Source organism: Mesorhizobium sp. LNJC391B00, from assembly GCF_000502535.1.
Lineage (GTDB): Bacteria > Pseudomonadota > Alphaproteobacteria > Rhizobiales > Rhizobiaceae > Mesorhizobium.
In genome coordinates this window covers 189,813-197,128 of the sequence record NZ_AYWI01000014.1, presented here as the reverse complement: position 1 = coordinate 197,128, position 7,316 = coordinate 189,813, and the positions used below count along the sequence as shown (strand labels likewise).

The 7,316-nt window shown below is 63.7% G+C and carries 7 protein-coding genes; 2 read left to right on the top strand and 5 right to left on the bottom strand.

Annotated elements, in window-relative coordinates:
- Positions 1–573: hypothetical protein (locus X750_RS0133735; protein ID WP_031243534.1), on the top strand; the 573-nt coding region annotated here is incomplete at its 5' end.
- 318 nt (positions 574–891) lie between these two features.
- On the opposite strand, the gene X750_RS138620 is transcribed toward X750_RS0133735, so the two are convergent.
- The 4 genes from X750_RS138620 to X750_RS138635 form a co-directional block, all read right to left on the bottom strand.
- Positions 892–1,590 (bottom strand): ABC-type transport auxiliary lipoprotein family protein, encoded by a 699-nt coding sequence (locus X750_RS138620; RefSeq protein WP_023709331.1) that lies wholly within the window; start codon positions 1,588–1,590, stop codon positions 892–894.
- Complete coding sequence (locus X750_RS138625; protein ID WP_023748596.1) at positions 1,571–2,998, bottom strand: MlaD family protein; 1,428 nt, start codon at positions 2,996–2,998, stop codon at positions 1,571–1,573. The genes X750_RS138620 and X750_RS138625 overlap by 20 nt, the downstream gene beginning before the upstream one ends.
- A gap of 14 nt (positions 2,999–3,012) precedes the next feature.
- Positions 3,013–3,828, bottom strand: a complete 816-nt coding sequence (locus X750_RS138630) for an ABC transporter ATP-binding protein (RefSeq protein ID WP_023748595.1) — start codon at positions 3,826–3,828, stop codon at positions 3,013–3,015.
- 4 nt (positions 3,829–3,832) lie between these two features.
- Positions 3,833–5,020: an ABC transporter permease gene (locus X750_RS138635; RefSeq protein WP_023708615.1), complete on the bottom strand. Its 1,188-nt coding sequence runs from the start codon at positions 5,018–5,020 to the stop codon at positions 3,833–3,835.
- Between the two features lie 77 nt (positions 5,021–5,097).
- Here X750_RS138635 and dgcA point away from each other — a divergent pair, with 77 nt between their 5' ends.
- Positions 5,098–6,081: an N-acetyl-D-Glu racemase DgcA gene (gene dgcA / locus X750_RS138640; protein ID WP_023706508.1), complete on the top strand. Its 984-nt coding sequence runs from the start codon at positions 5,098–5,100 to the stop codon at positions 6,079–6,081.
- Here dgcA and X750_RS138645 read toward each other — a convergent pair.
- Positions 6,052–7,266, bottom strand: a complete 1,215-nt coding sequence (locus X750_RS138645; protein ID WP_023694172.1) for an MFS transporter — start codon at positions 7,264–7,266, stop codon at positions 6,052–6,054. The two genes, dgcA and X750_RS138645, sit on opposite strands and share 30 nt — an antisense overlap.
- Positions 7,267–7,316 lie beyond the last annotated feature (50 nt).

The window sequence follows — 7,316 nt, the reverse complement described above, 5'->3', positions numbered from 1 at the left end:
CCACAGCCGGAGCGCCCTGCTCCGCAGGCGCCGCTCGGCGGCCTGCGTGGCACGCTCGATATCGAACGCCCTGCCGAAGCACCGCGCCAGCGCGACGCCAACGCCCGTACGCCGCAAGGCGGCTGGGTGCGCGATCTCCTGACCGGGGCATCGCGCGAGGAGGAAGTCGCCAGGCCGGCAGCGCCCGCGGAAGCACCGCGCGCGGCTCCCGCCCAGCGCTCGCCCCTGCATGTCATGGAGTCGCTCAACTCGCTCTCGGTCGATATCGCCCGGGCGATCGACCACGACGCCTCTATCGAGCTGTGGAACCGCTACCGGCGCGGCGAGCGTGACGTGTTCACGCGCCGCCTCTACACGCTCAAGGGCCAGCAGACCTTCGATGAAATCCGCCGCAAATATCAGGCAGAGGCGGAGTTCCGCGCCGCCGTCGACCGCTACTGCGACGATTTCGAGAAGCTGCTCAAGGACGTCTCGCGCAACGACCGCGACAACATCATGGCGCAGACCTACCTGACGTCGGACACCGGCAAGGTCTACACCATGCTGGCCCATGCGAGCGGCCGTTTGCACTGATTGAGGCGACACCACAGACACAGAAAAGGCGCGGGAAGTTCCCGCCTTTTCTTTGTGCAAAATGTCGGTCTGCGCTGCCCTTCATCCGCCTGCCGGCACCTTCTCCCCGTATAGCGACGGGGTGAAGGGAGATGGCATCAGCCTCGCCGCCCGTACTGCAACGGTGACAATTGGCGGAATCATTGGCGGCGGCGTTCTTTCGCCCGTCACTATACGGGGAGAAATGCCCGGCAGCGCAATGAGGGTCAGCGCGAACCTGCGATATTTGGTCGAGTGATGGCTTAACGCGACGAACGATCGTTCGAAGCCTCGACCGGCTCAGATCACCGAATCCGTCCAGCCCACAATATCCTTCGCCGCCTCGCCGAAGGCGCTGTCGAGCGCGTTGACATAGGCCGGATTGCCGCTGCCGGAGACGGGAGCGGATGCGGTAAAGCTTTTGGAGGCGCGCACCTCGCCGTTGCGGTCGTTCAGGATGCGCACGAAGAGATTGACCTCGGCATGCTCGCCGCCATTGACGCGGACTTCGAAGGAGCGGATCTCGACAATCACCTGGTAGTCGATCGCCAGCCCCTCGCCCGGCTTGCCTACGCCGGCAAAGCTGCCGGAGCGCTGGAAGGTTTCGGCGAGCCTCGCCTGCACGATCAGCGGCAGCCGGTCGGCCCATTGCGCGCCCTTGAGATACTGGATCGAGCGATCTGACGGCTTGATGACGATGTTCTGGCTGTCCAGCGCCTTGAGCGCGGATGGCTGGGCGATCAGGATCTGGCGGCGGCTGTGGCCATGCGCGTCGATCGACGGGGCGGACAGCTCGAACGTATCGAGTGGCGCCGGCTTGCCTCCCAATGCCGCGCAACCAGCCAGCGTCAGGCCAAGCAAAACGACTGCCGATCTATACCCACCCAACCCGAACGTCACGCGTGATCCCCACTGTCCCCGGATCGTATGATGAATTCGCATCCGCGGTCCATGTAATTGCTGCGGGCGGGCACGGAAGTCAACGCCGTGCCCTGCCATCGAACTGCCGGACCTCGCCGTCGCCGCCCGACAGGATGCGCTGCGGGTTGCGGCTGAGATCGGTCACCGCCTCTTCGATGCGGCTGATCGAACGCCGGCTGTCCTGGACCAGCGCCTCGACATTCGACAGGCCCTGGCCCGAGAAGCGCGCAATATTGTCGGTGATCGTGCCAAGCCGGGCGTTCAGCGTGTCGGCGACCTGCTTGAACGACTTCAGCGTGTCCCTGGCATCGGCCATGACGCCGTCGGCTTGGCCCGAACCGAGCAGCGTATCGACCCTTTTCAGGATGCCGTCGACGCGCACCGAGGCATCGTTGAGGCGCGACGCAAGCTGTTTGGCGTCCTTGATCGTCTCGTCGATGTCGTCGGCCCGGTCGGCGAACTTGTCGGTCACCTTAGCGATGTCGGCGGCGGCCTTGTTGGCATTTTCGCTGGCCTTCTGAATGTTGGCGAGCGCCACGCGCACTTGTGCCGGATCGATGCCGTCGAGCACATTGTCGACCTTGGCCAGCGTGCCTTGCGTGCGCGTGGCGAAATCGTTGACCGAGCCGACCGCGGTATCGACGTTCTTGATCACGCCGTCGAGCTGTCCGCTGGTCTCCTTCAGATTGGCGGTGACGGCGTCCACATTGGCGACGATGCTCTTGATCTTGTCCTTGTCGACGGCATTGAGCAGGCCTTCGGCAGCCTTCAGCGTGCCGTCGAGCTTGCCGGAAACACCCTTCAGCTCATCCGACAGCGCGCTGACGGCGGTCAGGAACTTGTCGATGCCGTCGGCATTCCTGGCCAGCGCATCGGAAAATGTCTGGGCGTTCTTGACGGTCTGGGTCAGCGGCCCGCGCACATCCCTGGTGAAACCTTCGAGTTCGGAAAGCACCTTGTCGGCACGGGTGAAGATATTCTGCGCAGTCTGCAGCAGGTTGGTGACCGCCGATGGATTGGCGACGATCTCGGCGGTCCTGCCTTCCTTTGCCGCCTCTTCCNCACGCGCGGTCACCTGCCACTGGTTGGCGCCGAGCGAGCGCGCCGCCTCTTCCAGGAGATTTGGTTCCTTTGGATCGGCGCCCTTCAATTCGATGTTGACCTGGCCGGCAAGGCTGGCGATGCCGATATCGGCCTGCGTCGATTTGGTGAGCGGCGTTGTCTGGTCGATCTCGGTCGTAGCAATGGCGGCATTGGGGTCATTGCGGTCGAAATAGACGCGCTTGACCACCCCGACCTTGACGCCGTTGAACAGCACCAGACTGCCGGGGCCGAGGCCGGAGGCCGAACCCTGAATGCGCACGCGCAGCTCCGCCGTCTCGCCGCGATCACCGATCTGGGCGGTCCAATAGACGAACCCGAACGCCGCCAGGATTGCAGCCAGGGTGAAAATGCCGACAATTACGTAGTTGGCTCTGGTTTCCATTGCCCCACTTATGTCTATGCGCGCGCGGCAAGATCAAGTTGCCGAGCCCGTTTTCCGCGGAAATAGGATTTGACCCACGGTTCTTCGCTTTTCAGCATGTCGTCGATCGTGCCTTCGACCAGGATTTTCTTGTTGCCGAGCACCGCCACGCGGTCGCAAGCGGTAAACAGCGTGTCGAGATCGTGCGTCACCATATAGACCGTCAAATCCATCGTATCGCGCAGCTTGACCACCAGTTCGTCGAATTCGGACGCGCTGATCGGGTCGAGGCCGGAAGTCGGCTCGTCGAGGAAGACGATGTCGGGGTCGAGCGCCAGCGCCCGCGCCAGGGCGGCTCGCTTGATCATGCCGCCCGAAAGCTCCGAGGGAAATTTTTGCGCGGCGTCCGGCGGCAGGCCGACCAGTTCGATCTTGAGCAAGGCCAGCTCGTCCATCAGTTTCTTCGGCAGATCGAGATATTCGCGCATCGGCACCTGCACGTTTTCCTGCACGGTCAACGCCGAAAACAGGGCGCCGTGCTGGAAAAGCACGCCAAGGCGCATGTCGATGCGCAACCGTTCGATGTCGCTGGCCTTTTCGAGGTCGAGACCAAACAGCTTGATCGTGCCGGACTGCTTGTGCAGCAGGCCGAGAATCGTGCGCAGCAGCACCGATTTGCCGGCGCCCGAGGCGCCGACGAAACCGAGGATTTCGCCGCGCTTGATGTCGAGCGCCAGTTTGTCGAGGATCAGCTTGTCGTCCAGGGCAACGGTGATGTCGCGCACCGACAGCACGATATCGCTTTCGCCCGTTCCCTGCACAGCCTTGGTCGCCTTTGAGTTTCTGCGCATCAGGTCAGAACTCGATCGACGCGTAGAAGATGGCGAAAAGGCCATCGAGGATGATGACGACGAAGATCGACTTCACCACCGAGGCAGTGACGTGCAGACCCAGCGATTCGGCGCTGCCGCCGACCTTCATGCCTTCTACGGAAGCAATGGTGCCGATGATCATGGCCATGAACGGCGCCTTGATCAGCCCGGCGAAGATGGTGCTGATATCGATCGCGCCGCGCAGCCGGTCGATGAAGGCCGTCGGCGCAATACCGGAATAAAGCCAGGCGGCTAGGATGCCGCCGCCAAGAGCGGCAAAATTGGCGACGATGGTGAGACAGGGCAGCGCGATCACCAGCGCCACCAGGCGCGGAAACACCAGCACGCCGATCGGGTTGAGGCCGATGACCTTCAGCGCGTCGACCTCCTCGCGCATCTTCATCGAGCCGATCTCGGCGGTGATGGCGCTGCCGGAGCGGCCGGCGATCATGATGGCGGTCATCAGCACGCCGAGTTCGCGCAGGATCAGCACGCCGACCAGATCGACAACGAAAATGTTGGCGCCGAAATAATTGAGCTGGTAGGCGCCCTGCTGGGCGACGATGGCGCCGACGATCGCCGACATCAGCACCACCACGGGGATGGCGCCGACCCCCATGCGATCGATCTGGTTGAAGATCGCCGCCGGATTGATGGCATGGCCGCGCCCGAGCTTCATCTGGGCGCCGCCGATGGTGGCGCCGAGGATGTTCATCGAGGCGAGGAAATCGTCGCGCATCTCATAGATGCGGCGGCCGACCGCCTCCAGCCCGCGGAGGATGATGTTGGGGCGCCGGACGCCGCGCGATTCGGGCTCGCGCCGGACAGCTTCGCCAACGGCGCCGAGCAGGATCGAGGCGACATCGCTTTGCCCCTGCATCTTGATCTCGACACCCTTCTTTTCGAAGACGCTGACCAGGCGATCGATCAGCCAGGCGCCGGCGGTGTCCATCTTCTCGATGTGGGAGAGATCCAAAGCGAGCGTCTGGAAGCCTTTGCGCTGCTCGATCTTGCGCATCTCGGCGTCGATCAGCGCCACTGTCGTCGTCGTCCAGATGCCGGAGAAAGCGCAGCCGAGGACGCCGCCCTCCTCGCCGACCGCAACGCGGGGCTGGTGGTCGGCCTCCTTGGCGGCGTTGCCGCTTGCGTCGCGTTTGCCGATGGTCAACATGGCGTCCTGTTTAGCCTGACGGGTCGTACCTGTCGATTTGCCGACGACGCGTTGTCGCATAGCCGGAGCAGAAAATTATGGCGCGTGTCATTTCGGTTGAGGCCGAGCGTTTTCCCATTGCCGGCACCTTCACCATCTCGCGCGGGTCGAAGACCGAAGCCGAAGTCATTACCTGCACGATCAGCGATGGGGACAATCGCGGATGGGGCGAATGCGTCCCCTACAAGCGCTATGGCGAGACCATGGAGGGGGTGCGCGACGCCACCGAGGCCATGCGCCGGCAGATAGAAGGCGGCATCAGCCGCAAGGACCTGCTCGATGCGGTGCCGGCGGGTGCTGCCCGCAACGCCATCGATTGCGCCTTGTGGGACCTGGAGGCCAAGATCAGCGGCGTTGCGGTCGCGGACGCCATCCACGCTGTGCCCTTGTCGGCGCTGGAGACGGCCTACACGCTGTCGCTGGGCGAGCCGGAGGCAATGGCGGCGCAAGCCCGCGCCAATGCCGGGCGGCCGCTGCTCAAGGTCAAGATTGGCGGCGACAACGACATGGCCCGCATCCGCGCCGTGACCGAAGCGGCGCCCGACAGCCGCATCATCCTCGACGCCAATGAAGGCTGGACCGATGCCAACATCATCGAGAATCTCGCTTTCGCCGCCGAACATGGGATAGCCCTGATCGAACAGCCGCTTCCCGCCGGCCATGATGCCATCCTGCGCCACATCGCGCATCCGGTGCCGATCTGCGCAGACGAAAGCCTCCACGAGGCGAAGGACCTCGAAGCGCTTGTCGGCCTCTATGACGCCATCAACATCAAGCTCGACAAATCCGGCGGCCTGACCGCCGCCCTTACCCTTCGCGACCGCGCCCGGGAGCTGGGATTCGGCGTGATGGTCGGCTGCATGGTCGGCACGTCGCTGGCGATGGCGCCGGCAGTGCTTTTGGCGCAAGGCGCCGACTTCGTCGACCTCGACGGTCCGCTGCTGCTTGCCCGCGACCGCCAGCCCGGCCTCGTGTACCAGGGGTCGCTGGTGTTACCGCCTGACAGGATGCTGTGGGGCTGAACGCGCGGCGAGCCCGATCAGCGCCAGGCCGATGATGGCGATCGGGATCATCGCCAGGAAGCCGTCGACGCCGTAGCGCTCATAAAGCGGGCCGGACGCCAGCGTCACCGCCGCCATGAAGAAGCCGTTGAAGAAATAGGCAATGCCTTGCGCCGCACCCGTGCGTTCTTCCGAAACCGTTTCGCCGATCATCTTCTGCAGGCCGATCAACACCATCGCCACCGACACCGAATGCAGGGTCTGGACGCCGAAGAAACCGGCAACGCCAAGCCCGAGTGGCCAGATCAACGGAAAGGCGATCCAGCGCACGATGGAGCCGACGCCGGCGATCAGCATCACCTTGACGACTGAGACGGAGGCAAAAATACGGTTGAAAAACACGAACATGCAGACCTCGGCCACCACGCCCCAGGCCCACAGCAGGCCAACGACGGAATCGCTGATGCCGACCGATTTCCAGTAGATTGAGACAAAGCCGTAGAGGAAGGCATGGCTGGCGGTGATGATGCCGACGCCGAGGGTGAAATACAGGAAATACGGATTGAGAAGGCTCGGCGCCTGATGCTGGATGTCGGCGGCAGATAGCGGCGAAGCCCGGCGCGGGCGGCCAAGCCGCGGCGCCAGCAATCCGGCGACGAGCGCGGCAGACAATGCCGCAAAGATGATTACCGGCACGGCCTGCGGGCTCGTCCAGGCGAGGATAAAGCCGCCTGCGACATTGGCGCAGAGATAGGATATCGAGCCCCATTTGCGCATCGCGGTGTAGTTCGAGCCAAAGCGGCGCACACCCGACAGCGCGAGCGAATCGGCGATCGGCGAATGCGGCGTCCACACCACCGTCAGCGCCAGCGATACGGCAAGCACCATGGCGTAGGTCGGGTTGAGGAAATAGCCGGCGGAAAGCACCATCGTCGCGGCCACCAGCGCGATATAGACATCCGCCCTGTCCTTCGCCCGGTCGGCCAGCGCGGTCAGCAGGGGTGTTGTCACCACGCGCAGGAACATCGGCGCCGCCAGGATGATGGCGATCTGCTCGGCGTGGAAACCCTGGGCATGCAGCCACAGCGGGAAATAAGGCACATGCGTTCCCAGCGACACGAATAATGTCGCGAAGATCAGACTCATGCGCAGTTCGAAATGGCGCGGCTTGACGAGTTGTTCGGGCGAGAGCGGCGGCAGCGACATGAATCGATCCAATTACGCTGCACAAAGGGCTGCAACGCAGATCGATCCCT